This window comes from Streptomyces xinghaiensis S187, from assembly GCF_000220705.2.
GTDB classification, from domain to species: domain Bacteria; phylum Actinomycetota; class Actinomycetes; order Streptomycetales; family Streptomycetaceae; genus Streptomyces; species Streptomyces xinghaiensis.
This window is the reverse complement of record NZ_CP023202.1, coordinates 5,938,030-5,961,072: the sequence shown is the minus strand read 5'-3', so window position 1 is coordinate 5,961,072 and position 23,043 is coordinate 5,938,030. Positions and strand designations below refer to the sequence as shown.

General features: G+C 72.5%; 20 protein-coding genes and 1 rRNA gene. 9 read left to right on the top strand and 12 right to left on the bottom strand.

Annotated elements, in window-relative coordinates:
- Nucleotides 1–10: 10 nt before the first annotated feature.
- Together SXIN_RS25455 and SXIN_RS25445 are read right to left on the bottom strand one after the other, a co-directional pair.
- Nucleotides 11–1,536, bottom strand: a 16S ribosomal RNA gene (locus SXIN_RS25455).
- A gap of 569 nt (nt 1,537–2,105) precedes the next feature.
- Nucleotides 2,106–2,795, bottom strand: a complete 690-nt coding sequence (locus tag SXIN_RS25445) for a DNA-3-methyladenine glycosylase (RefSeq protein ID WP_019708987.1) — start codon at nt 2,793–2,795, stop codon at nt 2,106–2,108.
- A gap of 198 nt (nt 2,796–2,993) precedes the next feature.
- On the opposite strand from SXIN_RS25445, the gene SXIN_RS25440 reads away from it, so the two are divergent.
- The 3 genes from SXIN_RS25440 to SXIN_RS25430 all read left to right on the top strand — a co-directional run bounded on the left by SXIN_RS25440 (nt 2,994) and on the right by SXIN_RS25430 (nt 5,323).
- Nucleotides 2,994–3,776, top strand: coding sequence for a sporulation protein (locus SXIN_RS25440; protein WP_019708988.1), 783 nt, complete (start codon nt 2,994–2,996; stop codon nt 3,774–3,776).
- Nucleotides 3,777–3,957: 181 nt separating this feature from the next.
- Entirely contained in the window at nt 3,958–4,497 is a 540-nt protein-coding gene (locus SXIN_RS25435) for a YbhB/YbcL family Raf kinase inhibitor-like protein (RefSeq protein ID WP_019708989.1), read from the top strand.
- Nucleotides 4,498–4,813: 316 nt separating this feature from the next.
- On the top strand, nt 4,814–5,323 hold the full coding sequence (locus tag SXIN_RS25430; protein WP_019708990.1) for an HNH endonuclease: 510 nt from the start codon (nt 4,814–4,816) through the stop codon (nt 5,321–5,323).
- A 116-nt stretch (nt 5,324–5,439) separates the two neighbouring features.
- Here SXIN_RS25430 and SXIN_RS25425 read toward each other — a convergent pair whose 3' ends face one another.
- The 4 genes from SXIN_RS25425 to SXIN_RS25410 all read right to left on the bottom strand — a co-directional run bounded on the left by SXIN_RS25425 (nt 5,440) and on the right by SXIN_RS25410 (nt 8,629).
- Complete coding sequence (locus tag SXIN_RS25425; RefSeq protein WP_019708991.1) at nt 5,440–6,207, bottom strand: sulfite exporter TauE/SafE family protein; 768 nt, start codon at nt 6,205–6,207, stop codon at nt 5,440–5,442.
- Nucleotides 6,208–6,265: 58 nt separating this feature from the next.
- Complete coding sequence (locus SXIN_RS25420; RefSeq protein WP_019708992.1) at nt 6,266–7,228, bottom strand: SPFH domain-containing protein; 963 nt, start codon at nt 7,226–7,228, stop codon at nt 6,266–6,268.
- 117 nt (nt 7,229–7,345) lie between these two features.
- The gene (locus SXIN_RS25415; RefSeq protein ID WP_039821261.1) at nt 7,346–7,780 is read right to left on the bottom strand and encodes an NfeD family protein; all 435 of its coding nucleotides are present in this window, start codon (nt 7,778–7,780) and stop codon (nt 7,346–7,348) included.
- A 57-nt stretch (nt 7,781–7,837) separates the two neighbouring features.
- On the bottom strand, nt 7,838–8,629 hold the full coding sequence (locus SXIN_RS25410; protein ID WP_019708994.1) for an ABC transporter ATP-binding protein: 792 nt from the start codon (nt 8,627–8,629) through the stop codon (nt 7,838–7,840).
- A 111-nt stretch (nt 8,630–8,740) separates the two neighbouring features.
- Here SXIN_RS25410 and SXIN_RS25405 point away from each other — a divergent pair, with 111 nt between their 5' ends.
- Nucleotides 8,741–9,565 (top strand): hypothetical protein, encoded by an 825-nt coding sequence (locus SXIN_RS25405; protein ID WP_095757588.1) that lies wholly within the window; start codon nt 8,741–8,743, stop codon nt 9,563–9,565.
- A gap of 248 nt (nt 9,566–9,813) precedes the next feature.
- On the opposite strand, the gene SXIN_RS32835 is transcribed toward SXIN_RS25405, so the two are convergent.
- From SXIN_RS32835 to SXIN_RS25385, 4 genes are all read right to left on the bottom strand, one after another.
- The gene (locus SXIN_RS32835; protein ID WP_019708997.1) at nt 9,814–10,317 is read right to left on the bottom strand and encodes a chaplin; all 504 of its coding nucleotides are present in this window, start codon (nt 10,315–10,317) and stop codon (nt 9,814–9,816) included.
- A 177-nt stretch (nt 10,318–10,494) separates the two neighbouring features.
- Nucleotides 10,495–11,145: a response regulator gene (locus SXIN_RS25395; RefSeq protein ID WP_019708998.1), complete on the bottom strand. Its 651-nt coding sequence runs from the start codon at nt 11,143–11,145 to the stop codon at nt 10,495–10,497.
- Complete coding sequence (locus SXIN_RS25390; protein ID WP_095757587.1) at nt 11,135–12,295, bottom strand: GAF domain-containing sensor histidine kinase; 1,161 nt, start codon at nt 12,293–12,295, stop codon at nt 11,135–11,137. Before SXIN_RS25390 ends, SXIN_RS25395 begins: the two co-directional genes overlap by 11 nt.
- Before the next feature lie 116 nt (nt 12,296–12,411).
- A complete protein-coding gene (locus SXIN_RS25385; RefSeq protein ID WP_272951821.1) occupies nt 12,412–13,269 on the bottom strand; it encodes a helix-turn-helix domain-containing protein in 858 nt (285 codons plus the stop codon).
- A gap of 133 nt (nt 13,270–13,402) precedes the next feature.
- Between SXIN_RS25385 and SXIN_RS25380 the strand changes: the two genes are divergently transcribed.
- Together SXIN_RS25380 and SXIN_RS25375 are read left to right on the top strand one after the other, a co-directional pair.
- Nucleotides 13,403–14,104 (top strand): SDR family NAD(P)-dependent oxidoreductase, encoded by a 702-nt coding sequence (locus SXIN_RS25380; protein ID WP_019706153.1) that lies wholly within the window; start codon nt 13,403–13,405, stop codon nt 14,102–14,104.
- Between the two features lie 618 nt (nt 14,105–14,722).
- Nucleotides 14,723–15,505 carry a transglycosylase SLT domain-containing protein gene (locus SXIN_RS25375; protein ID WP_019709000.1) on the top strand — a complete coding sequence of 261 codons (783 nt, stop codon included), beginning with the start codon at nt 14,723–14,725 and terminating at the stop codon, nt 15,503–15,505.
- 123 nt (nt 15,506–15,628) lie between these two features.
- Here the strand turns inward: SXIN_RS25375 and SXIN_RS25370 are convergent, their stop codons facing one another.
- Nucleotides 15,629–18,148, bottom strand: coding sequence for an ABC transporter ATP-binding protein/permease (locus SXIN_RS25370; RefSeq protein ID WP_238153858.1), 2,520 nt, complete (start codon nt 18,146–18,148; stop codon nt 15,629–15,631).
- A 266-nt stretch (nt 18,149–18,414) separates the two neighbouring features.
- On the opposite strand from SXIN_RS25370, the gene SXIN_RS25365 reads away from it, so the two are divergent.
- From SXIN_RS25365 to SXIN_RS25355, 3 genes are all read left to right on the top strand, one after another.
- Nucleotides 18,415–20,091, top strand: a complete 1,677-nt coding sequence (locus SXIN_RS25365; RefSeq protein ID WP_095757585.1) for a streptophobe family protein — start codon at nt 18,415–18,417, stop codon at nt 20,089–20,091.
- A gap of 304 nt (nt 20,092–20,395) precedes the next feature.
- Nucleotides 20,396–21,646 carry a phosphoserine phosphatase SerB gene (gene serB, locus SXIN_RS25360; RefSeq protein WP_019710518.1) on the top strand — a complete coding sequence of 417 codons (1,251 nt, stop codon included), beginning with the start codon at nt 20,396–20,398 and terminating at the stop codon, nt 21,644–21,646.
- 360 nt (nt 21,647–22,006) lie between these two features.
- Entirely contained in the window at nt 22,007–22,237 is a 231-nt protein-coding gene (locus SXIN_RS25355; protein WP_019710519.1) for a DUF397 domain-containing protein, read from the top strand.
- 182 nt (nt 22,238–22,419) lie between these two features.
- On the opposite strand, the gene SXIN_RS25350 is transcribed toward SXIN_RS25355, so the two are convergent.
- Nucleotides 22,420–22,971 (bottom strand): SixA phosphatase family protein, encoded by a 552-nt coding sequence (locus SXIN_RS25350; RefSeq protein WP_019707983.1) that lies wholly within the window; start codon nt 22,969–22,971, stop codon nt 22,420–22,422.
- Nucleotides 22,972–23,043: the final 72 nt, after the last annotated feature.

Genomic DNA, 23,043 nt, shown 5'->3' with positions numbered 1-23,043 from the left:
TGCTCCTTAGAAAGGAGGTGATCCAGCCGCACCTTCCGGTACGGCTACCTTGTTACGACTTCGTCCCAATCGCCAGTCCCACCTTCGACGATTCCCTCCCTTACGGGTTGGGCCACCGGCTTCGGGTGTTACCGACTTTCGTGACGTGACGGGCGGTGTGTACAAGGCCCGGGAACGTATTCACCGCAGCAATGCTGATCTGCGATTACTAGCGACTCCGACTTCATGGGGTCGAGTTGCAGACCCCAATCCGAACTGAGACCGGCTTTTTGAGATTCGCTCCACCTCGCGGTATCGCAGCTCATTGTACCGGCCATTGTAGCACGTGTGCAGCCCAAGACATAAGGGGCATGATGACTTGACGTCGTCCCCACCTTCCTCCGAGTTGACCCCGGCAGTCTCCTGTGAGTCCCCATCACCCCGAAAGGCATGCTGGCAACACAGAACAAGGGTTGCGCTCGTTGCGGGACTTAACCCAACATCTCACGACACGAGCTGACGACAGCCATGCACCACCTGTACACCGACCACAAGGGGGGCCGTATCTCTACGGCTTTCCGGTGTATGTCAAGCCTTGGTAAGGTTCTTCGCGTTGCGTCGAATTAAGCCACATGCTCCGCCGCTTGTGCGGGCCCCCGTCAATTCCTTTGAGTTTTAGCCTTGCGGCCGTACTCCCCAGGCGGGGAACTTAATGCGTTAGCTGCGGCACGGACGACGTGGAATGTCGCCCACACCTAGTTCCCAACGTTTACGGCGTGGACTACCAGGGTATCTAATCCTGTTCGCTCCCCACGCTTTCGCTCCTCAGCGTCAGTATCGGCCCAGAGATCCGCCTTCGCCACCGGTGTTCCTCCTGATATCTGCGCATTTCACCGCTACACCAGGAATTCCGATCTCCCCTACCGAACTCTAGCCTGCCCGTATCGAATGCAGACCCGGGGTTAAGCCCCGGGCTTTCACATCCGACGCGACAAGCCGCCTACGAGCTCTTTACGCCCAATAATTCCGGACAACGCTCGCACCCTACGTATTACCGCGGCTGCTGGCACGTAGTTAGCCGGTGCTTCTTCTGCAGGTACCGTCACTTGCGCTTCTTCCCTGCTGAAAGAGGTTTACAACCCGAAGGCCGTCATCCCTCACGCGGCGTCGCTGCATCAGGCTTCCGCCCATTGTGCAATATTCCCCACTGCTGCCTCCCGTAGGAGTCTGGGCCGTGTCTCAGTCCCAGTGTGGCCGGTCGCCCTCTCAGGCCGGCTACCCGTCGTCGCCTTGGTAGGCCATCACCCCACCAACAAGCTGATAGGCCGCGGGCTCATCCTGCACCGCCGGAGCTTTCCACCACCATCGGATGCCCGAGATGGTCGTATCCGGTATTAGACCCCGTTTCCAGGGCTTGTCCCAGAGTGCAGGGCAGATTGCCCACGTGTTACTCACCCGTTCGCCACTAATCCCCTCCGAAGAGGTTCATCGTTCGACTTGCATGTGTTAAGCACGCCGCCAGCGTTCGTCCTGAGCCAGGATCAAACTCTCCGTGAATGCTTCACGCAAGAGCGGCGCAGCCCGGAGGAATAATCCGGACCGCGCACAGCGTCCTCGCTGTAAAATCGCCTCCCGACCGCCACCACACTCGATGGCACGGGAGGACTTGTTTCAAAGGAACCTCATCCCGGCAGCAAACCTGAATCTGCCGCCCGGACGGGGTATCAACATATCTGGCGTTGACTTTTGGCACGCTGTTGAGTTCTCAAGGAACGGACGCTTCCTTCGGCCCCGCCTTACCGGGCCCTCCGGGCGCTTCCCTTCGGTGTTTCCAACCCTACCAGACACTTTCCGAACCGATTTCCCGATCCGAATTCCGTATCCGGTCCCCGTTGGAGAGGGTTTCCGCTGCGCCTTCCGGCGTGGCCCCTACGTTAGCGGATTTCCCGGCCAGCCCATAATCGAGCCAATTCCAGAATTTCCGGCATCACCGAGAAGCCCCGAGTGGGGATCTCGTCGTAGTGGTGGTGTCGCTGAGGGGCTTCCGCAGGTCCGGCTCTCCACCGTCCCGCAGCCCTGCCCGTCTCAAGCGGCTCGGGCTACGTTAGACGCTCCCGCGTGCGGCGTCAAGCGCCGCCCTTGCGACGGGCCCGGTTCCTGGGTACGTGGGCCCGGTACCGGCTCACGGTGGGATCGCCGGTGATCCAGAAGCGCCAGGGATGGTCGGCGCCGTCTCCCCCCACACCCGTGCGCGGACCGTTGTGGACGCGGTCCCTCGGCGGCGGGTCCCCGGTCAGTACGGAGAAGGGGGCGTCCGGGCCGGCGCAGACGTCGGTGCCGTCCAGGGAGCGGTCTATGCCGAGGGCGGTCGCCAGGCGGGCCGGTCCCTGGGCGAGTTCGCTGTGCTTACGCGCCGTCCTCCGGCGTTCGCCGGCCCATTCCGCGCCGGTCAGGATCTCCCCGGCGCGGAGCAGGACACCGCTCGCCTTGCCCTCGGGGCCGCAGACCAGGTTGAGGCTGAACCACATGCCGTAGATGAAGTAGACGTACGCGTGGCCCGGGGGGCCGAACATGGACGCGTTGCGTTCCGTGCGCCCCCGGTAGGCGTGGGAGCCCGGGTCGGACTCCCCGTCGTAGGCCTCGACCTCCGTCAGGCGGAGCTCCACCGGTCCCTCGGACGTGTTGCGGACCAGGACGCGGCCGAGCAGGTCGGGGGCGACCTCCAGCACGGGACGGTCGAAGAAGTCGCGGGTCAGGGGCGTGCGGTCGAGCCGTGCGGGCGGCTCGGGGGGCTTTCCCCGGGGGTGGTCGAGCATGCCGACCGAGCGTAATGCACCGGGCGGTGCCGGGCGGGCGGATGCGATACGGGAGCATGGCGCACGGGATCGCGGCCGGCGGCGGCGGTCCCGTACGGAGCTCGGCGGGAACCGCCGGTGCGCTGTTCCGCGTATGTAGGGATCAAGGGTTTCGAGGCGGGGCCCGGCAGGGCTCGCCCAGGGGAGGAAGAGACAGACATGGCCTTCAAGAAGCTGCTCGCGAGCTTGGGCGCCGGCGGGGCGTCGGTGGAGACGGTCCTCACGGAGCAGAACGTGGTGCCGGGCGGGATCGTCCAGGGTGAGGTGCGCATCCAGGGCGGCTCGGTGGCCCAGCAGATCGAGGGCCTCTCGGTGGGGCTGCAGGCGCGGGTCGAGGTAGAGAGCGGCGACCAGGAGTACAAGCAGGACATCGAGTTCCACAAGCAGCGGCTCGGCGGCGCCTTCGAGGTGCAGTCCGGTGCGGTGCACTCGGTCCCGTTCGCGCTGGACATCCCGTGGGAGACGCCCGTCACCATGTTCATGGGGCGGCACCTGACGGGGATGGACGTCGGGGTGACGACGGAGCTGGAGATCGCGCGGGCCGTGGACTCCGGTGACCTCGACCCCGTGAACGTCCACCCGCTCCCCGCCCAGCAGGCCATCCTGGACGCCTTCGGCTCGCTCGGTTTCCGTTTCAAGAGCGCCGACCTGGAGCGGGGGCACATCCGGGGGACGCGGCAGCGGCTGCCGTTCTACCAGGAGATCGAGTTCTTCGCCCCGCAGCAGTACCGGGGGCTGAACCAGGTGGAGTTGACGTTCGTCGCCGACAACGGCGAGATGGACGTCATCCTGGAGATGGACAAGCGGCCGGGGCTCTTCACCGAGGGAACCGACTCCTACCGCGCGTTCACCGTGGGGCTGAACTCCTACCAGGAGACCGACTGGGCGGCGTACCTCAACGCGTGGCTGGCGGAGGTCGGCGGAAAGCGCAACTGGTTCTAGCGGTTCCAGTGGTTCACGGGGCTGTCCGGGCCCTCCGCCCGGAGCGGGCCGCGAGGCCGGGTGCCGTGTGCCGCGCGGCAGGGCGGGGAGGCGCGGCACCGGGCGCTCGCGGGGCCGACGGCACGGGCCGGACAGCCCTTAGGCTCGGAACCGACGCGATCACCGATCCGGAGGTTTCGACGTGACCGACTCCAAGAGGCCACCGCTCCCCCACGACTTCCTGCCCCCGGTGCCGTCGTTCACCCTGGTGAGCGACGATGTGGCACCCGGAGCCGAGCTGGGCGGGGAACAGACGCTGGAGGGCGGCAGCGTCTCGCCGCAGCTGCGGTGGTCCGGTTTCCCGCCGGAGACCAAGAGCTTCGCGGTGACCTGCTACGACCCGGACGCCCCCACCGGCAGCGGCTTCTGGCACTGGTCGCTCTTCGACATCCCGGCGACCGTCACGGAACTGCCGCGCGGCGCCGGCAGCGGAGACTTCGCGGGGCTGCCGGAGGGGGCCGTGCACGTGCGGAACGACTACGGCAAGCGGGAGTTCGGCGGTGCGGCGCCGCCGCCCGGGGACCCGGCACACCGCTACGTCTTCACGGTGTACGCCGTGGACACCGGGAAGCTGGGGCCGGACGCGGACGCCACTCCTGCCGTGGTGGGCTTCAACCTGCGGTTCCACACGCTCGCGCGGGCGCACATCGTGAGCGAGTACGCCGTTCCGGCGGCGGGCTGACGGCTTCCCGGGGCCGGCGGGGATCCCTCCCCGTCCGGCCGTCCTTGCCGTCCTTGCCGTCCTTGCCGTCCTTGCCGTCCGAGCGTCAGCCGTGCGGCTGAGGCCGGCGCGGCAGGGCGCCTCTTCCGCCCCGTCCACCCTCGGGTGGGCGGGGCGGAGTGCTGTCCGCGGGGCGCGTCCCGGTGTCCGTTCACTCCGGGGCCGTGCTCCGTTTCCCGTATCCGTGCGGGAAATTGCGTTGTCGCGGCGGGTGGGCGCGGTCAGAGTTGATCCCGGTCCGCCGCCATGGGCGGGGAATGAGCGGAAGGTGGGCGGGATGCGCGAGACGCTGGTGCTCAACGCGAGCTTCGAGCCGCTGTCGACGGTGTCGCTGCGGCGTGCGGTGGTGCTGGTTCTGCAGGACAAGGCCGTCGTCGAACAGGCTCACCCCGGTCTGCGCATCCGGGCCGCGGCCGTCGAGGTGCCGGTGCCGCAGGTGATCAGGCTCAGCCGGTACGTCCGGGTGCCGTTCCGACAACGGGCGCCCTGGTCCCGGCGGGGGGTGCTGGTACGGGACCGGCACCGGTGCGCGTACTGCGGCCGGCGGGCGACGACCGTGGACCACGTCGTGCCGCGGTCGCGCGGGGGCGGGGACACCTGGCTGAACACCGTCGCGGCCTGCGCCGAGGACAACCACCGCAAGGCGAACCGGACTCCGGAGCAGGCGGGGATGCGGCTGCTCAGCAAGCCGTTCGAGCCCACACCGGCGGACGCGCTGCTGCTGGCGGTCGGCGGGCGGGGCGGGGGCTGGGACGCGCTTCCGGAGTGGCTGCCGCAGCCCGCCTGAGCGGTGGCAGGCTCCCGGGCCGGCCACCGCACCGGCGGTCGCGCCGGCCCGGGCGCTGGCCCCGTCAAGGGGCCGCCGTACACGGGGCCGCCGCCCGCCGCCCGCCGTGCCGCCGTTCAGCGGAGCAGCAGCAGGGCGATGGCGGTGGTTCCCACCGCGACGATGACGCCGCGGAGGACGGCGGGCGGCAGGCGGCGGCCCACTTTGGCGCCGATCTGCCCGCCGAGGGCTGAGCCGGCGGCGATGAGCAGGACCGCGAGCCAGTCGAACTCCGCGACGAACAGGAAGACGAGTGCGGCGACGCCGTTGACGACGACCGCGAGGGCGTTCTTGACGGCGTTGATCCGCTGAAGGTCCTCGCTGAGCAGCAGTCCCATCAGTGAGAGGTAGATGACGCCCTGGGCGGCGCCGAAGTAGCCGCCGTACACGCTGGACAGCAGGATGCCGAGGAGCAGCAGCAGGCCGCCGTCCCGGTGGGCGTCGCTGCCGGTCCGCTCACGGCGGCGCTGGATCGCGCGTCCGAGCCGCGGCTGCAGGACCACCAGAACCAGGGCCAGGGCGATGAGGACGGGCACGATCGCGTCGAAGGCACGGGACGGCAGGGAGAGCAGCAGAAGGGCTCCGGTGAGGCCGCCGACGAGCGCCGCGGCGCCGAGGCGGACGGTACGCCGCCCCTGCCCGGCGAGTTCGCGACGGTAGCCGATGGCGCCGCTGACGGAGCCGGGGACCAGGCCGAGGTTGTTCGAGACGTTGGCGGTGATCGGCGGCAGGCCGGTGGCGAGCAGCACCGGGAAGGTGATGAGGGTGCCGGAGCCGACGATGGTGTTGATCGTCCCGGCGCCGATGCCCGCGGCGAGGACCGCGACCGCTTCCCAGATGTCCACGCCGTGCCTCTCCGTGATCGGTGCCTGCTGCACCGATCATGCCGGAGCGGCCGCCGGATCAGTCGAGCGGGGGCTGCTCGCGGCGCGGGGCGGGCGGGACGGCCTTCTCCATGGGGGCGCCGTTGCCGGCCGCGGGGGCCGCCGGGGCGCCGCCGAAGTTGCCGAGGGCGCCACCGAGGCCCTTGAGCGCCTCGCCGATCTCGCTGGGCACGATCCAGAGCTTGTTGGCGTCGCCCTCGGCGATCTTCGGAAGCATCTGGAGGTACTGGTAGGAGAGGAGCTTCTGGTCGGCGTCACCGGCGTGGATGGACTCGAAGACGGTGCGGATGGCCTGGGCCTCGCCCTCGGCCTTCAGCGCGGCGGCCTTGGCCTCGCCCTCGGCGCGGAGGATGGCGGACTGCTTCTCGCCCTCGGCGCGGAGGATCTCGGACTGCCGGACACCTTCGGCCTGGAGGATGGCGGCGCGCTTGTCGCGGTCGGCGCGCATCTGCTTCTCCATCGAGTCCTGGATGGAGGTGGGCGGTTCGATGGCCTTGAGCTCGACGCGGTTGACGCGGATGCCCCACTTGCCGGTGGCCTCGTCGAGCACGCCGCGGAGCGCCGCGTTGATCTCCTCGCGGGAGGTGAGGGTGCGCTCCAGGTCCATGCCGCCGATGATGTTGCGGAGGGTGGTGACGGTGAGCTGCTCGATCGCCTGGATGTAGCTGGCGACTTCATAAGTCGCGGCGCGGGCGTCGGTGACCTGGTAGTAGATGACGGTGTCGATGTTGACGACCAGGTTGTCCTGGGTGATCACCGGCTGCGGCGGGAACGGCACGACCTGCTCGCGGAGGTCGATGCGGTTGCGGATCGAGTCGATGAACGGGACGACGATGTTGAGCCCGGCGTTGAGGGTGCGGGTGTAGCGGCCGAAGCGCTCCACGATGGCGGCGCTGGCCTGCGGGATGACCTGCACCGTCTTCATGAGGGCGATGAAGACGAGCACCACCAGGATGATCAGGACGATGATGATCGGTTCCATGGATGCTCTCCGTACCCCTTCGGTCGCTTGATCATCAGTCTGTCAGAGAACAGGCTGTCCCGGGGGGCCTTCGGCCACACACGGGCGTCCGGTGTCCCCGAAGTACGCCGGAGCGCGTCAGATGACGACGGCCGTCGCGCCGTCGATCTCCACGACGTCCACCTGCTGTCCCTTTTCGTAGACCTGGCCGGCGTCGAGCGTGCGCGCGGACCAGACCTCGCCCGCGAGCTTGATGCGTCCGCCCTGGCTGTCGACCCGCTCCAGCACCAGCGCCTGACGCCCCGTCAGGGCATCGACGCCGGTGGCCGCCAGCGGCGTCCGGGCCCGGCTGCGGGCCGCGAGGGGGCGCACGACCGCTGTCAGCGCGACCGAGACGATGACGAAGACGAGGACCTGCGCCACGATGCCGCCCCCGAAGAATGCCTGGGTGACAGCCGCGGCGACGGCCCCGACGGAGAACATCCCGAACTCGGGCATCGCCGTCATGACGAGGGGAATGCCCAGACCTACGGCTGCGATCAGCCACCACACCCATGGTTCCACGGAACCCATGGTAGGCGCGGTGGTACGCCCGGGGGAACAGCGCCCGGTCAACTATCGGGCCAACTATCAGGTGAGCGGCAGCCCTTGCGCGGTCCAGCGGTCGCCGCTGCGCTCGACGACGAGCGGCAGCCCGAAGCAGTGCGAGAGGTTGCGGGAGGTCAGTTCGAGCTCGATGGGACCGGCGGCGAGCACCTTGCCCTGACGGATCATCAGGACGTGGGTGAAGCCGGGGGCGATCTCCTCGACATGGTGGGTCACCATGATCATGGAGGGGGCGTACGGGTCGCGGGCGAGGCGGCCGAGGCGGCGTACGAGGTCCTCGCGGCCGCCGAGGTCCAGGCCGGCGGCGGGCTCGTCCAGCAGCAGCAGTTCGGGGTCCGTCATCATCGCGCGGGCGATCAGGGTCCGCTTGCGCTCCCCCTCGGAGAGAGTGCCGAACTTGCGGTCGAGGTAGTCGGTCATGCCGAGGCGGTCGAGGAACGCGAGGGCGCGCTCCTCGTCGACCTTCTCGTAGCTCTCCTGCCAGTGGGCGGTCATGCCGTAGGCGGCGGTGAGCACCGTCTGGAGGACGGTCTGGCCGGGCGGCAGCTTGTCGGCCAGGGCGACGCCGGCGATGCCGATCCGGGGGCGCAGTTCGAAGACGTCGACGTTGCCGAGCTTCTCGCCGAGGATCTGGGCGGTGCCGGTGGTCGGAAAGAGGTAGCTGGAGGCGATGTTGAGCAGCGTGGTCTTGCCGGCGCCGTTGGGGCCGAGGATCACCCAGCGCTCGCCCTCGGCGACCGACCAGGAGACCTGGTCCACCAGAGCCCGCCCCTCGCGGACCACTGATACGTCCACCAGCTCCAGTACATCGCTCATGAGCGCGTCGTCTCCCCTTGCAGTGTCGGAACATCTCGTGCGCCGGTGGGCGCAGCCGCTCTCAGCAAACCTACGCCACGCGATGTCGGCCCCTGTCCTTAGGCTGGTCCCATGCTCACGGAACCGCGATCAGGGCGGCTGGCCGCCTGGGGAAACGCCCTTCTTGCCGGATTGGTCCCACCGGATGACGCGGTGCAGCGGATCGTCGGGGACGACGCGCTGCACCGGGTGGACGGGCTGCCGGGCGAGTCCGGGCCGGTGGGGCTCTCGCTCGCCCTGGGCAGGCTGCGCGGCCTCGGTGCGGCCGGTTTCCGGGTGGCGCTGCCCGTGCCGGGTCATCCGCTGGGGCTGAGCGGGCCGCCGGAGTTCAACACGCGGGCGCTGGCCTCCGGGGAGGCGGTGCTGGTGCCGGGGGCCGCGCTGGGCCTGGTCCCGGAGGTCTCCGAGGCGGGGCCGGCGGGTGACGTGCACGTGGAGGTGGTGTGGCACTGCCTGCCGGTGCGGGAGGCGCCACCGGCGGACGTGCCCTCGCTCGGTGAGGCGGAGCGGGAGCTGGCGGAGGCCCTGCGGGAGGCCACCGAGCTGCTGTCCCGGCTGGATCTGGCCGGGGCCGGCCCCGCGGCGCAGGCCGCGCTGGAGGCGTACCGGGCGCGGGCCGAACGCGACCGGGAGGTGCTCGCGCCGGGCTATCCGCCGCGTGCGGCGCGGGTGCTGGAGCTGGCGCAGCGGGTGGGCGCCCTGGTGGCGATCGCCCGCGGGCCGGGCGCGGCGGGCGGCGGAGGGGGCGGTGGCTGCGCGGGCGCCGAGCACGGGGCCGCGGTCAGCGCCTCGCAGATGGCGGTGCGGGAGGAGGCGCTGCGGCCGGTGGAGCGTACGGCCCGGCGGGCGCAGGTCGCCGCGTACAACGCCTGTGTGGAGGAGCGCGAGCGCGGCTGAGGCGGGCGCGGCGCCCGGGCGGCGCAGGGCCCGCCGGGGGGTGTGCGTCCGGGGCCGGGGCTCCGCGCGCGGCACCGCGGCGGCGGGCGTGCAAAGGCTCCGCGGACCGTCGTGAGGTCCGCGGAGCCCGGGCCGCCCGGCGGTGGTGCCGCGGTCGTCGCTCGCGCGATGCCGGCGGCGCCGGCTGCCGCCGTGGTGCCGGGTGCCCCGGTGGTGTTCGTCACCGGGGGTGCCGGCCACCGGTGCCGTCAGACGTTGTACTCCTCGTCCGACAGAAGGCGGGTCTCCCCCTCGCCCTCGGAGCCGATTCCGCTGTCCAGGCCGAGGCCCTCGGCGTCACCGCTGAGGCGGGCGGGGCCGGCCTCGGCGCCGAGGCCGCTCTCGTCACCGCGGAGCACGGTGGGGCCGGCTTCCGCGCCGAGGCCGCTCTCGTCACCGCGGAGGCCGGCGATTCCGCCGTCGAGGCCGCCGCCCGCGGACCGGGGGGTGGCGAGGAGGGTGGCGTCCGAGCCGCCGGCGTCACCGCAGCTGTTGCCGGCGGCGGGGTTGAAGAGACCCGCGACGTTGGCGGTGGTGCCGCAGATGTTGACCGGCGCCTCCACCGGCGCCTGGACGAGGTTGCCGGAGCCGATGCCCCACGAACCGGTGGCCCGGCCGACCGCTCCGGAGTCCGCGAACGCGGCACCCGGGGCAGCACCGATCGCGGCTCCCGCGGCGGCGATGACGAGGGCGGCCTTCTTGGCAGTCTTCATGTAGAGCTTCCTTCTCCTGATGCCGTTCGGGACCCCTGACAGCGGGGTCACCCGAATGAACGCGGGGTACGCCCGTATGGCACGGATACCGGGCCGGATGAATCCGAACGGAGCAACGCTCCGCCCCCGCGACGGTGCCCTCGTACCGCCGCGGTGCCGGCCGCCGCCGTCCCGCGGTCAGGCGGTGAGGCCGTGGCGTACCGCCCAGAGTGCGGCCTGGGTGCGGTCCGACACGTCGAGCTTCATCAGGATGTTGGAGACATGCGTCTTGACCGTCTTCTCGGAGAGCACCAGCGCGCGGGCGATCTCCCGGTTGGACCGGCCGTCGGCCAGCAGCCCCAGGACATCCCGCTCCCGGTCGGTGAGCACACCGGCGCGCCCCTGGCCGGCCCGGTCGCCCTCCTGGGCGAGCAGGGCCCCGGCCACCTCGGACTGCAGGACGGTGTGACCGGCGTGCACCGAGCGGATGGCGCAGGCGAGCGCGTCGGGGTCGACGTCCTTGTAGACGTAGCCGGAGGCGCCGGCGCGCAGGGCCGGGACGACGGTGCGCTGCTCGGTGAAGCTGGTGACGACGAGCACCCGGGCGGGGTTCTCCAGCTCGCGCAGCTTGCGCAGCGCCTCGATGCCGTCGGTGCCGGGCATCCTGACGTCCATCAGGACGATGTCGGGGCGGAGCTCCTCGGCGCGGGTCACGCCCTCGTCGCCGTCGGACGCCTCGCCGACGACCTCGATGTCGTCCTGGACCTCCAGGAAGGTCCGCAGGCCGCGCCGTACGACCTGGTGGTCGTCGACCAGCAGGACGCGGACGGTGGTTCTCTCAGGCGCCACCGGGGACCTCCATCTCGATCACGGTGCCCTTGCCGGGCGCCGACTCCACGGTCAGGCCGCCGCCCACGCCGTTCGCCCGGTCCCGCATGGAGACCAGGCCCAGATGGCGTCCGGCGCGGCGGACGGCGGTCGGGTCGAAGCCGGTGCCGTCGTCGGCGACGCGCAGCAGGGCGCCCTGGCCGTGCCGGTCGAGGGTGATGTCGACGCGGGTGGGGCCGGCGTGCCGGAGCGCGTTGTGCAGGGCTTCCTGCGCCACCCGGAGCAGGGCTTCCTCCTGGGCCGCGGGCAGGGCCCGCACCCCGGAGGAGCGGAAGACGACGCGTGCGCTGTGGGCGCGGTCGAGTACCCGGGCCTGGGCGCGGAGGGTGGCGACGAGGCCGTCCTCGTCGAGGGCCGCGGGGCGCAGTTCGACGACGGCGGCGCGGAGTTCCTCGGCGGCCTCGGCGGCGAGGGCGGCGACCTGCTGGAGCTCCTCCCGCGCGCGGTCGGGGTCGCGGCGGAGGAGCGCGGCGGCGGCCTGTGCGGTGAGCCGCAGCGAGAACAGCTTCTGCGAGACGGCGTCGTGCAGTTCGTGGGCGAGCCGGGCGCGCTCGCCGGCGATGGTCAGCTCGCGGCTGCGCTCGTAGAGGCGGGCGTTGGTGAGGGCTATGGCGGCGTGCTGGGCGAGGATCGACAGCAGGGCCTCGTCCTCGGCGGTGAAACCGCAGTCACGCTCCGTGCGGGGCAGCGGACAGCGCTTGTTGGCCAGGAAGATGGCGCCGAGGACCTCGTCGCCGTCGGCCACCGGGAGGCCGAGGAAGTCGGACATGTCGGGGTGGGCCTCCGGCCAGCCCTCGAAGCGGGGGTCGGCGCGGACGTCGGCGAGGCGCTGCGGGGTGGCGTCCCGGAGCATCGCGGCGAGGATGCCGTGCTGGCGGGGCAGCGGGCCGATGGCCTTCCACTGTTCGTCGCTGACGCCCGCGACGACGAACTGGGCGAAGCCCCCGTGGTCGTCGGGGACGCCGAGGGCGGCGTACTCGGCGTCGAGGAGGTCGCGCGCGGAGACGACGATCGTCTTGAGGACGTCGCGGACTTCGAGGTGGCGGCTCATGGCGAGCAGGGCCTCGCTCACCGCGGCGAGTCCCGACGGGGGGACGGGGCCGGTGGTCATGGCCACACGGTAACCGGCGGGGGCCCGGTCCGTATCCGGCCGGGGACGGCGGCGGCCTGCGGCTTCCGGACCAGGTCCCGGGAACGACCCCGGGCCCGGGCGCGGTGCGCGGGCCGCTACTCCCGGTCGCCGTTCCCGGTCATGACCCGGGTGCCGATGACGTCGAGGAGCCGGAGCCGGCCGGCGGCGTCGCTGCCGGGAGCGGCGGTGTGGGCCACGATGCGCAGATCGCTGCCGGGGGCCGTGAGCAGATCGCAGTCGAAGGTGAACGTTCCGGCCTCGGGGTGGCGGACGGTCTTGGTGTGCGTCTCGTGCACGCCCACGGCTCCGGTGTCCCAGAGCTCCGCGAAGCCGGTGCCGGACTCCCGCAGGTCCCTGATGAGGGAGCGCAGGGCGGCGTCGGCGGGGTAGCGGACGGCCGCCACCCTGAGGTCGGCGAACAGGGCCGCCTCGAACCGGGCCTTCTGCTCGGGGGTGTGGCTGATCCGGCTCCGCGGGCCGGTGAACTGCCGCCAGGCGACGTTGCCCTCGCGTCCGCGGTGCTCGGACGGGTCACCGATCAGCGCGGCCCACCAGCGGTTCCACAGGACCAGGTTCCAGGCCGCGTCGTACACGCTCAGCGGTGCGCCGTCCAGCTGCCCGAGCAGTCTGCGGACCCCCGGCGGGACGTGGGCCGGCACCTGCCCGGGGCCCGGTGCCGGCCGGCCCGCGAGGAGGTACAGGTGTTCCCGCTCGGCCGCCGTCAGCCGCAGAGCGCGGGCGAGCGCGGCCAGCACCTGCGCCGACGGGGACGTGGCCCGGCCCTGTTCCAGGCGGATGAGGTAGTCCACCGACAGGCCGGCGAGCTGCGCCACCTCCTCGCGGCGCAGCCCGGCGGCCCGCCGCCCTCCGCCCGCGGGCATGCCCACCGCCGCGGGCGGCATACGGTCGCGCCAGCCGCGCAGGGCCCTGCCCAGTTCCCCGGATCCGCTCACGTCCCCAGTATCCGGCAGCCGCACCCGGACATCCTGGTACTGGCAGTCCCCAGGCTGGGGCGGGCTCTGTCTGTCCTGCCGCGGTGGGCCGAGGGTGGGGACGGACCACCCACCGAGCACCGGAGCGGACACCATGACCACCACACTGATCACCGGAGCGAACAAGGGCCTCGGCTTCGAGACGGCCCGCCGCCTGGCCGGGGCCGGGCACACCGTGTACGTCGGGGCGCGCGACGCCGGCCGGGGCAGTGCGGCGGCCACGCGGCTCGGCGCCCGCTTCGTCCGGCTGGACGTGACCGACGAGGACTCCGTCAAGGCGGCCGCCGAGGCCGTCCGCGCCGAGGCCGGGCGCCTCGACGTGCTGGTCAACAACGCCGGGATCGCGGGCGCGGGGAAGCTCGGCCGGGTCGGGGAGGTCACCGGGACGGACATGATGACCACGTTCGACACGAACGTCTTCGGCGTCGTGCGGGTCACGCACGCCTTCCTGCCGCTGCTGGAGGCGAGTGACGCCCCGGTCGTCGTCAACGTCGGCAGCGGGCTGGGCTCGCGGGCGGCGACCAACGACCCCGGCCGGATGGAGTCCCGGGTGACGGTGCTGGACTACAACTCCTCCAAGGCCGCGCTGGTCATGGTCACCTCCCAGTACGCCAAGGCGTTCCCCGCCATCCGGTTCAACGCCGTCGACCCGGGCTTCACCGCCACCGACCTCAACGGCCACCAGGGCACCCGGAGCGTCGAGGAGGGCGCGGAGATCATCGTCCGGATGGCCACCGTCGGCGCCGACGGCCCGACCGGCGGCTTCTTCGACAGCACGGGCGAGGCCGCCTGGTAGCCCCGGGGGCGGGCGCGAACGACAACGGCCACCTCAGGTACGCAGGGAGCTCGCCCGCCCCCGGAGACCGTGCGGTGGCCGCCGTACGACGCGTGCGGAATCTGCCCGCGGCCCGGGTCCATGGTCCCGGACCGCGGGCTTTTCCGGTCCCGGACCCGGTCCCGGACCCGGTTCCGGGGCGCCGGCCGGCCGCCACCGCGCCCGCAGGCCCGGGGGCCGGCGGGCGCGAAGGGGCCGGGGTGGAGCCCTGAATCCGGTGACCGTCCGCAGGAACGCCCTCACGCGGAGTGGGCGGCCGGCCGGTCCGCTGTGAAGCGGGGCATAGGGCCCAGGTCACGTACGAAGGCGCTTAGGAGTTGCCGCGCGGGCGTCGATCGGCCCCCCGGCTTCCGGGGCCCGGACACCGGGCCCGGTTTTTCACGATTCCGGATAGTAGATCACACCTTTGCCACGTCCGATTTGCGCCGCTAAGAATGGTTTACGTCGCAAGGCACCGCGGATCCGAGCGGTGCACTTCGCCGGAGTGGCGAGTGGCTCTCACCCCTGAGGAGAGCGTCTCGCACCGCCGCTTCCGACCAGCCCGCGCCAGCGGCCCAGCGATTGGATTGGTTCCTCACTATGCGCGTCCCCACCTTCTCCGGTAACAGCACCCGACTCGCCAAGCCCCACAAGATCTCGGCAGCCGGCCTGGCCGCGGTGAGCGTCGCCTCCCTGGCCTTCGCGGCCGCCCCCGGCTCCGCTTCCGGTGCCGACAAGGCCGAGACCGCCCGTACCCTCCCGGCGGCCTACTCCGTCCAGGCGGACACCGGCCAGGACGAGAAGAAGACCGGTTCGCTGTTCGCCGCGGCCGGGACCGAGGACAAGGGCTCCGCCGGTGCCGGGAACGCTCTCCTGAAGACGGTGGAGCCCCCGGCCGACAAGGGCGACGCCAAGAAGGACGCCCCCAAGACCGAGGCCGTGAAGAACGCCGAGGCCAAGGCCGAGGCGGAGCGTGCCACCGAGCAGGCCGCCGGCCGTTCGGCCGAGCGCGCGGCCCCCGCTCCGGCCGCCGAGCCGGCCGCCCCGGCCCCGCAGACCTACGAGGACAACCTCGACGGCTGGATCCGTGAGGCCATGACCATCATGGACAAGCACGGCATACCCGGCAGCTACGAGGGCATCCACCGCAACATCATGCGGGAGTCCAGTGGTAACCCGCAGGCCATCAACACCTGGGACATCAACGCCAAGAACGGCATCCCGTCCAAGGGCCTGCTCCAGGTGATCCAGCCCACCTTCGACGCCTACCACGTCGAGGGCACGGCGAACGACCTGTACGACCCGGTGGCCAACATCGTCGCGGCCTGCAACTACGCCGCCGACCGGTACGGCTCCATGGACAACGTCGACTCGGCCTACTGACCGGCACCGCGCAGGTCACCATCCGGCCGTGACGGCAGAGGGCGGCGGTACCCCCGCGGGGGTACCGCCGCCCTGTCGTGCGCGCGGGCGCGGTTCCGTACCCCCGCGCTTCCGCTTGCGCTCCTACTTGCGCATGACCTCCGGCTCGTGGCGGCGCAGCAGGCGTGCGACGGCGAAGCCGCAGAGCACGCCGAGGGCCACCAGGACGCCCATGTCCAGCAGCCAGGTGCTCAGCTCGTGCTCCCACAGCGGGTCGGGGTTGCCCGGTTCCCAGGGCAGCAGCACGTTGAGGTCGGCCGTGGAGCCGGCGGCGGAGACGGACCAGCGGGAGGGCATGAGCCAGGCCAGCTGCTCGGCGCCGAGCTTGTCGTTCAGCTGGAAGAGGCAGCCGGTGAAGACGACCTGGACGATGGCGAACATGACCAGCAGCGGCATGGTCTTCTCGGCGGTCTTCACCAGGGAGGAGATGACCAGCCCGAACATCATGGAGGTGAAGCCCAGGGCCATGATCGGCAGGGTCAGCTCGACGGCGGGCAGCCCTTCCAGGAGGACCCCCTCCTCCGGGAGATCGCGGGGGGCGAGGCCGATGCCGCAGATGATGGCGCCCTGGAGCGCGGTGATGGCGCCCAGCACGATCACCTTGGACATCAGATAGGCCGAACGGGAGAGGCCGGTGGCCCGTTCCCGTTCGTAGATGACCCGCTCCTTGATCAGTTCTCGTACGGAGTTGGCCGCGCCGGCGAAGCAGGCGCCGACGGCGAGGATCAGCAGGATGACGCTGCCGTCCCGGTTGGAGAACGGCGGGCCGCCATCGGCCGGGCCCCGCGCGAGCCCGTAGTCGGCCGGGATGAGGACGCTGACCACGCCGAGCACGGCGGGCAGGATCAGCATGAGGCCCAGGAAGCCGCGGTCGGAGGCGATCACCGACACATAGCGCCGGATCAGCGTCCACAGCTGGGAGCCCCAGCTCTGCTGCTTGGGCGGGCGCATCTGCCGCGGCTGGACGGACGCGGCCTGCGGCGCGACGGCGTCGAGGTCGGCCGCGTACATCTGGTAGTGCCGGGAGCCGCGCCAGCGGCCCGACCAGTCGTAGTCGCGGTAGTTCTCGAAGGCCGAGAAGACATCGGCCCAGGAGCCGTAGCCGAAGAAGTTCAGCGCCTCGTCCGGCGGGCCGAAGTACGCCACCGAGCCGCCCGGCGCCATCACCAGCAGCTTGTCGCAGAGCGCCAGCTCCGCCACCGAGTGGGTGACGACGAGGACCGTGCGGCCGTCGTCGGCGAGGCCGCGCAGCAGCTGCATGACGTCGCGGTCCATGCCCGGGTCGAGGCCGGAGGTCGGCTCGTCCAGGAAGATCAGTGACGGCTTGGTCAGCAGCTCCAGGGCGACGGAGACGCGCTTGCGCTGGCCGCCGGAGAGGGAGGTGACCTTCTTCTCCTTGTGGATGTCCAGCTTGAGCTCGCGGAGGACCTCGTCGATCCGGGCCTCGCGCTCGGCCTCCGCCGTGTCGCCCGGGAAACGGAGCTTGGCCGCGTACTTGAGGGCGGTGCGGACGGTCAGCTCCTTGTGCAGGATGTCGTCCTGCGGGACCAGACCGATGCGCTGGCGCAGCTCGGCGAAGTGCTTGTAGAGGTTCCGGTTGTCGTAGAGCACCTCGCCCCGGTCGGCCGGGCGGTAGCCGGTCAGCGCGCGCAGCAGCGTGGACTTGCCGGAGCCGGACGGACCGATCACCGCGATCAGCGACTTCTCCGGGGCGCCGAAGGAGACGTCCTTGAGGATCTGCTTGCCGCCGTCGACCGTGACGGTGAGGTGGCGGGCGGAGAAGGAGATCTCGCCGGTGTCGACGAACTCCTCCAGCCGGTCGCCGACCAGCCGGAAGGTGGAGTGGCCGACGCCGACGATGTCGTACGGGCCGATGGTCTGCTGCCGGACCGGCTGGCCGTTGACGTAGGTGCCGTTGTGGCTGCCGAGGTCGACGATCTCGAAGCGGCCGTCCGGCGTGGAGCGGAACTCCGCGTGGTGCCGGGAGACCTGGAGGTCGGAGACGACCAGATCGTTCTCCAGCGCACGGCCGATCCGCATCACCCGGCCGAGGGCCAACCGGTGCAGCCCGGTGGGCTGCTGGCCGTCGTACGGCTGGGTGCCGCCGGCCGGCGGCTGCCGCGGGCCGCCCTGGGGCGGCACCCTGGGCGCGTATCCCTGCGGGGGCGGTGCCTGCTGCGGGGGCGCCGCCTGGCCGGGCGGCCCGGCCTGCCCCCGCGGCTGCTGCGGCACCGGTGCCTGCTGCGGCACCGACGGCTGTGGCGCGGGCGCCTGCGGTGCCGCCGCCGCGGCGGGCGCGCTGCGCGCCGGGGCCGCCGCGGACACCGTCAGCACCGGCCCGTCCGTCGCGTTGCCCAGATGCACGGCGGCGCCGGGGCCTATCCGCTCCTGCTGGACCCGCCGGCCCCCCGCGTAGGTGCCGTTGGTGCTTCCGAGGTCCTCGACGACCCAGCTGTGCCCGTCCCAGCGGACGGTGGCGTGACGCCAGGAGACCCTGGCGTCCTCCAGCACCATGTCGCCCTTCGGATCACGTCCGAGGCTGTAGGACCGGGACGGGTCGAGCGTCCAGGTCCTTCCGTTCAATTCCAGTACGAGTTCCGGCACTCCAAGCCCCACTGATTTTCCCCCGAGTTACCCCCTGCAGAGGGAGTCTAGGGATGGCGGACATCGGGGGAACTATTTCAGGCGGACGCCTCCACCCCCAACCCGGCTGTGACAAGCGGACACGCCGGAGCGGTGCGCATCGGGCCGGAACACGCCCGGAGGGGGGCAAGCACGTCCGATGGCCCCCCGGTCATGAAGAATCACCGCACGTCACTGTTTCTCCGCCGTCTTTCGTCTTCCCGGGCGGCTGTCCATCGGGGCTGCTCATGCGCGCAGAGGGGAATCGGGGCATCCGACCGGCGGACGCGCTCCTCACCGCCGTCGCCGCCGTGGGCTGGGCGTTCGTCGCGATGACGGGGACCGCCGCCCTCGCCCTGCATCTCCTGGAGGCCGACGCGGTGGGGTCCCTCGGGCCGATGACCGCGGCGGCCGTGGTCCTCGCGGTGAACGGCCGGGTCGTCCCGGCCGGGGACGTCGGCGTCTTCGGCCTGGAGGGCGGACGGGCCGCCGCCTCCGTCGACATCACGCCACTGGGCGTGGCCCTGGTCGGCGCCCTGGTGCTCGCCGCGGTCTTCCTCCGCTCGCTGCGCGGGGCGGGCGGGGTGATCGGGGCGGGTGAACTCGCGGTCCGGGCCGGGGCGGTGGTGGCGCTCTTCCTCGCGGTGGTCGGCGGGCTCTCCTGGGCCGGGCACGACACCGTGACCTTCGACGGCGCCGAGCTCGGCGACCTGGCCGGGGACCTGCCGGACTCCGCGCTGCCGGACCCGGGACTGCCGGAGGGCATCGCGGAGCTGCTGCCCGAGGGGCTCGGGGATCTCGGCGGCGGTCTCGCCGCCCGGCTGGCGGACCTGGTCCGCGCCGAGGCCTCGGTCGGTTTCCGGGTGGACACCGGCCCCTCGCTGCTCGGCGGGGCGCTCTGGGCCGCCGGAGTGCTGGTGATCGCCCTGCTGGCCTCCCGCCGCACGCCGCTGCCGCCCGGCTGGGAGGTGCTGCACCGGGTGGTGCGCCCGGCCGTCTCCGCTCTCTGCGCGGCCCTGCTGCTCGCCGTCGGCGCGGGCCTGGCCGCGGCGGTGTGGGCGGCGGCCGGGGACGAGCACCCGGCCCGGATCGCCGGTACGGCCCTGCTCGTCGGGCCCAACGGCGCCTGGACCGGGATGCTGCTCGGTCTCTTCGTCCCCTGGACCGGCTGGGCGAGCGGGGCCCTGGTGCGGCTGCTCCCGGCTCCGCTGGACCGGCTGCTGACGGCCTCGGAGGAGACGATCACCGTCGGCCGGCTGGCCGAGCTGGACGGCCGGGCGTGGCTGCTGGTCCCGGCCGCGGTCCTCGCCCTGCTCTGCGCGGGGGCGCTCACGGCCGTCCGCACACCGCGGGACGCGACGGGGACGAGCGGATCCCGGACGGGCACACCGGCGGCGGGTGCGCGCGGGGCGGGCACCTCCGCCGGCGGCCGCCCGGCGGCGCCGGGCACCTTCGGTTCCGCCGCCGCCCGGCCCGGCCCCGGCGGGGAGGGCGCCGCGGGAACGGCGGCCTTCGCCGCGCGCTGCGCGGTGCCGCTCGCCGTGGCCACCGGGCTCGGGCTGGCGCTGCTCACCCGGCTCACGGGGGTCTCGGCGAACGCGAGTCTGTCGGTCTTCGGTTTCGACGCCTTCGGGGCCGGGCTGGAGCTGCTCGGCAGCGCCGGGCTCGCGCTGCTGCTCGGGGCCGCCTGGGGCGCGGCCGCCGGTGCCGCGGGCGCGCTCCTGGCCGGAGCGGCGGGGGTGGCCGGGCGACGGGCCTCCGCCCCCGGCACGGCCCCGCATCCGCGCTCCGGCGGGGCGTACGCGTACGGGGCCTACGACCGCGGGCCGGCCGGTGCCGGGCCGGGGGCGGCCCCCTCCGGTACCGGCCCGGACGCATACCCGGAACCGCCGCCCCCTCCCCCGTATCCACCGGCCGCGCACTGACGCGGGCGGGCCGCCGGGTCCCGGCCGTTGCACCGCCCGCCGGGTCCCCCGAACGGCTGAACCGCGCGGTCTCTCCGTACGGTCGGCGGGGCATCGTCGCAGCGGCCTGCCGCCCGGCCCCGGCCCGCCTCCGACCCGGCCGCCCCGACCGCCCGACCAGGGAGGATCCCTCCGTCCGGGGGCCGGCGGCGGCGCTCTCCGGGCGGCGCGGGCGCGGGGCGCGGGGCCCGGCGCGGGCGCCCCCGTTCCGTAGTGCGGGACGGCCGCGCGCTCCGTCACGGATGCCCGATACGGTGGAATCACCATGAGCGCATCGCAGATCCCGCCTGCCACCGCCGTTCCGGGCGATGACACCCCCACCCTTCTCATCAAGATCTTCGGGAAGGACCGCCCGGGCATCACCGCCGGGCTGTTCGACACCCTCGCCGCCTACTCCCTCGACGTGGTCGACATCGAACAGGTGGTCACCCGAGGCCGGATCACCCTGTGCGCGCTGGTCACGGCCCCGCCGCAGACCGGGCGCCACGGAAGCGCCGAGGGCGAGCTGCGGGCCACCGTCCACGGCTGGGCGGAGTCCCTGCACCTCCAGGCCGAGATCATCTCCGGCCGCGGCGACAACCGGCCCCGCGGCACCGGGCGCTCGATCGTCACCGTGCTGGGCCACCCGCTGACCGCCGAGTCCACCGCCGCCATAGCGGCGGCCATCACCGGCACCGGCGGGAACATCGACCGCATCTTCCGGCTCGCGAAGTACCCGGTGACGGCCGTGGAGTTCGCGGTCTCCGGCGCCGAGACCTCGCCGCTGCGCACCGCCCTGGCGACGCAGGCCGCGCTGCTGGGCGTGGACATCGCCGTGGTCGCGGCCGGGCTGCACCGCCGGGCCCAGCGGCTGGTGGTGATGGACGTGGACTCCACCCTCATCCAGGACGAGGTCATCGAGCTGTTCGCGGCGCACGCGGGCTGCGAGGACCGGGTCGCCGAGGTGACGGCCGCCGCGATGCGCGGCGAGCTGGACTTCGAGCAGTCGCTGCACGCCCGGGTGGAGCTGCTCGCCGGGCTGGACGAATCCGTGGTGGACAAGGTGCGCTCGGAGGTCCGGCTCACGCCCGGCGCCCGCACGCTCATCCGTACGCTGAAACGTCTCGGCTACCAGGTCGGTGTCGTCTCCGGCGGCTTCACCCAGGTCACCGACGATCTTCAGGAGCGGCTGGGGCTCGACTTCGCCTCCGCCAACACCCTGGAGGTCGTGGACGGCAAGCTCACCGGCCGGGTGACCGGCGAGATCGTCGACCGGGCGGGCAAGGCGCGGCTGTTGCGCCGTTTCGCCGCCGAGGCCGGGGTGCCGCTGGCCCAGACCGTCGCGATCGGCGACGGCGCCAACGACCTCGACATGCTCAACGCGGCCGGGCTGGGGGTGGCGTTCAACGCCAAGCCGGTCGTGCGCGAGGCGGCCCACACGGCGGTCAATGTGCCGTTTCTGGACACCGTGCTCTATCTGCTGGGCATCACGCGGGAAGAGGTCGAGGCGGCGGACACGCAGGCGGACGAGGGCTGAGGGCCGGCGGTCCGCCGGCCCTGCGGGAGGGGAGCGGGGCCGGAGCGCCGACCGGGGCTCGACCCCGGCCGTTGACCCGATCGGGTGAGTGCGGGATGTGCGCCGTCTGGTTAACGTTACCCGGGGGCGGCCGACGTCCCCGCGGGCCACGGGAGTTGCGCACCGTCCGCCGGGCAGCGCGCCGGGTGGAGGGGTTCACCGCGGGCACCACGGCCGGCGACAGCGGGGGAAGCGGCATGGGCGCCGACGAGCGGGGGCGCCGTGCCCGCACCGGCGCGGCGCACCGTATGCGGCCGGCCGGCTCCCCCCGCCGTCGACCGGCGAGTTTGTCACTGACGGCAGCGAAGGGAAGCTGGACTGATGGCTGATGAGCAGGAGAAGGCCGAGCTGTACGCGCTCGACATCTCGGGGGTCGAGTGGCTCAGTGCCCCGGGGAGCGAGTCGGAGGAGCGGGTCGAGATCGCGTATCTGCCCGGCGGTGCGGTGGCGATGCGGTCCTCGGCCGACCCCGACACCGTCCTCCGGTACACCGAGGGCGAGTGGCGGGCCTTCGTTCTCGGGGCGCGGGACGGGGAGTTCGACATCCGCTGAGCCGCGCGCCGTCCGCCCCGCGGGACGCCTCCGGGCAGTGCTTCGCCCCGTCGGCCGGCCGGCCGGCGGGGCGAAGTGGTGGCGTGACGACGGCGGCCGGTCGGTGCCGTGCCGGCGGGGCGGCGGGCTCTCCGCCCCGGGACCGTCCCGTGGCCGTGTGCCGCGCCGCGCCCTGTCCGGCCTCAGTCGTGCGGTGTCCAGTACTGGACCAGCCGGCCCACCCCGTGCTCCACGGCCTTCCAGGCTCCGGTGAGGCCGACGACGGCCACCGCGCCGGTCGGGTAGCCGCCCCGGTTCATCCGGGCCAGGGTGTCGCCCTCGGCGGAGCCGGCGAGGGCGTCGGCCAGGGCGTGCATGCCGGGGTTGTGGCCGACGACGAGCAGGTCCCGCACCTCGTCGGGGGTCTCCCGGAGCAGGGCGAGGAGGTCGCCGAGCGTGGCTTCGTAGAGCCGGTCCTCGTAGACGGTCCGCGGGCGGTGCGGCAGCTCGTGGACGACCAGCTTCCAGGTCTCGCGGGTGCGGACGGAGGTCGAGCAGAGGGTCAGATCGGGGTTGATGCCGGAAGCGGCGATCCAGCGGCCGACGACCGGTGCCTCCTTGCGCCCGCGCTCGGCGAGCGGCCGGTCGTGGTCGGCCACCTCGGGCCAGTCGGCCTTCGCGTGCCGGACGAGGACGATCCTGCGGGAATCCGGGGTTCCGGGAGTGCTCTCCCGGGAGGGTTCAGCGACGCTCATGACATCCAGCTTCGCACGAAAACCGCTGTACGGCCCCGGTTGTTGGGGCTCTCACGGCAGCCCCGGGCCCGG

What these genes read in the sequence shown, in the direction of transcription:
- SXIN_RS25390 (WP_095757587.1), bottom strand. Translation starts at nt 12,295, where the DNA reads ATGACCACCGGCCCCGTCCCCCCGTCGGGACTCGCCGCGGTGAGCGAG.
- SXIN_RS25445 (WP_019708987.1), bottom strand. Translation starts at nt 2,795, where the DNA reads ATGCTCGACCACCCCCGGGGAAAGCCCCCCGAGCCGCCCGCACGGCTC.
- SXIN_RS25365 (WP_095757585.1), top strand. Translation starts at nt 18,415, where the DNA reads ATGCGCGCAGAGGGGAATCGGGGCATCCGACCGGCGGACGCGCTCCTC.
- SXIN_RS25410 (WP_019708994.1), bottom strand. Translation starts at nt 8,629, where the DNA reads ATGAGCGATGTACTGGAGCTGGTGGACGTATCAGTGGTCCGCGAGGGG.
- SXIN_RS32835 (WP_019708997.1), bottom strand. Translation starts at nt 10,317, where the DNA reads ATGAAGACTGCCAAGAAGGCCGCCCTCGTCATCGCCGCCGCGGGAGCC.
- SXIN_RS25380 (WP_019706153.1), top strand. Translation starts at nt 13,403, where the DNA reads ATGACCACCACACTGATCACCGGAGCGAACAAGGGCCTCGGCTTCGAG.
- SXIN_RS25430 (WP_019708990.1), top strand. Translation starts at nt 4,814, where the DNA reads ATGCGCGAGACGCTGGTGCTCAACGCGAGCTTCGAGCCGCTGTCGACG.
- SXIN_RS25375 (WP_019709000.1), top strand. Translation starts at nt 14,723, where the DNA reads ATGCGCGTCCCCACCTTCTCCGGTAACAGCACCCGACTCGCCAAGCCC.
- serB (WP_019710518.1), top strand. Translation starts at nt 20,396, where the DNA reads ATGAGCGCATCGCAGATCCCGCCTGCCACCGCCGTTCCGGGCGATGAC.
- SXIN_RS25355 (WP_019710519.1), top strand. Translation starts at nt 22,007, where the DNA reads ATGGCTGATGAGCAGGAGAAGGCCGAGCTGTACGCGCTCGACATCTCG.
- SXIN_RS25350 (WP_019707983.1), bottom strand. Translation starts at nt 22,971, where the DNA reads ATGAGCGTCGCTGAACCCTCCCGGGAGAGCACTCCCGGAACCCCGGAT.
- SXIN_RS25415 (WP_039821261.1), bottom strand. Translation starts at nt 7,780, where the DNA reads ATGGGTTCCGTGGAACCATGGGTGTGGTGGCTGATCGCAGCCGTAGGT.
- SXIN_RS25405 (WP_095757588.1), top strand. Translation starts at nt 8,741, where the DNA reads ATGCTCACGGAACCGCGATCAGGGCGGCTGGCCGCCTGGGGAAACGCC.
- SXIN_RS25440 (WP_019708988.1), top strand. Translation starts at nt 2,994, where the DNA reads ATGGCCTTCAAGAAGCTGCTCGCGAGCTTGGGCGCCGGCGGGGCGTCG.
- SXIN_RS25420 (WP_019708992.1), bottom strand. Translation starts at nt 7,228, where the DNA reads ATGGAACCGATCATCATCGTCCTGATCATCCTGGTGGTGCTCGTCTTC.